The sequence below is a fragment of the Streptomyces sp. NPDC051976 genome, assembly GCF_040680795.1.
GTDB lineage: Bacteria > Actinomycetota > Actinomycetes > Streptomycetales > Streptomycetaceae > Actinacidiphila.
This window is the reverse complement of record NZ_JBFAXL010000154.1, coordinates 1-1535: the sequence shown is the minus strand read 5'-3', so window position 1 is coordinate 1535 and position 1535 is coordinate 1. Positions and strand designations below refer to the sequence as shown.

The window sequence follows — 1535 nt, the reverse complement described above, 5'->3', positions numbered from 1 at the left end:
TCCTGTACGTCGGCGACCACCCCGCCAACGACCTGGTCCCCGCGAAGGCCGCCGGGCTGCGCGCCGCGCACCTGCGCCGCGGGCCCTGGGGACACCTCTGGGCCAACGACCCCGACGTGGCCGCACTCGCCGACTTCCGCGTCGACTCCCTCGCCGACCTCGCCGAGTGCCTTACTCCAACGCTCTGACACCGCTACATTCCGTGCATGTCTGCCGATCCCATGCGCGGCGTGGGCGAGCGCATCGCCACCGCCCGCCGCGCACGCAGGCTGACCCAACGCGACCTCGCCCAGGCCGCCGACCTCAGCCACGTCACCATCCGCAGCATCGAACGCGGCGCCCGCCGCCCCTCCGAAGACAGCCTCGACGCGATCGCTGCCGCCCTCGGCGTCGACCCGTCACGCCTACAAACCTCCGGCGCCCGGGCCGCAGGCCGCGTGCACGCGGCGATGCCCGCACTGTCCGCCGCGATCGCCTCGTACGACGTGCCTGACGACGGCCCGGTGCGCGGCATCAGCGACCTGCGGACCGCGGTCGCCACCGCTGAAGGGTGGCGGCTCGCCGCGCAGTACGTCCGCCTGGCCGAGGCCACGCCGACGCTTCTCGGGGAGCTGGCTCGCGCATTGCACCAGGCGGCCGCCGACGCACGGCCGGAGGTGGCAGCGCTCCTGGTCTCGGCGTACCGGTCGGCTGACGCTGTGGCGTACAAGGCAGGACACCGTGATCTGTCGGCCCGGTTGGTCGACGTCATGAGGTGGGCGGTACCCAACGCCGACGACCCGCTGTTGGCGAGCACGGTCTCCTACGTGCGCACGGAGGTGTTCTTCGCCGCGCACGCGCACGACGCGGGCCTGCGCGCGCTCGAGGCCGCGATCGACGTCGCGCCGAGACCGACCGGCCGAGCTGCGGCAGCTGCACGCGGGGCGCTGCACATGCGGGCGGCGGTCATCGCCGGGCGGGCCGGACGGCAGGACCGGGCCGACGAGCACCTCGCCGAGGCCCGATCACTGGCCGGCCTGACGCCCGAAGGCATCTACCAGGGCACGGCGTTCGGCCCGGACTCGGTGCGCATCCACGAGCTGTCGTTCGCCGTGAGCCTGGGTGACGACGGCGTGCAGCGTGCGCTGGACATCGCCCGCGAGTGGGCGCCGCCGCGCGACATGCCCAGCGAGCGCCGGTCCGGGTTCTACATCGAGCTGGCTCGCGCGCAGACCTGGGCGGGGCGCCGCGCGGACGCATTCGAATCGCTGACGGTGGCCCGGCGGATCGCACCGCAGCACACGCGGGAGCACGGATGGGCCAGGGAGACCGCGGGGACGTTGCTGCGGTTGTCCCGCGCCGACGACGCGCGCCTGGCGGCGTTCGCCGAGTGGGTCGGGGCGGTGTGACCTCACCCTCCGGGGCGAAAAGCGATACAGCGTGTAGCACTTGACGGCCTGCCAGACGGTCACGATCTTTCTGCCCGCAGTAATCGGCAGATGGGATCGGCCATGAGCGTCGGCGTACCAACCACGCCTCCCCCTGGCACGGGGCCG

At 73.4% G+C, this 1535-nt stretch carries 1 protein-coding gene and 1 pseudogene; both read left to right on the top strand.

Translation table 11 applies throughout. The features are described from left to right. Positions 1-188 (top strand): annotated as a pseudogene (locus AB0M29_RS45175) (HAD family hydrolase); the annotation flags it as partial. A gap of 18 nt (positions 189-206) precedes the next feature. After that, complete coding sequence (locus AB0M29_RS45170; protein ID WP_365393685.1) at positions 207-1388, top strand: helix-turn-helix transcriptional regulator; 1182 nt, start codon at positions 207-209, stop codon at positions 1386-1388. The last annotated feature ends 147 nt before the right edge of the window (positions 1389-1535 follow it).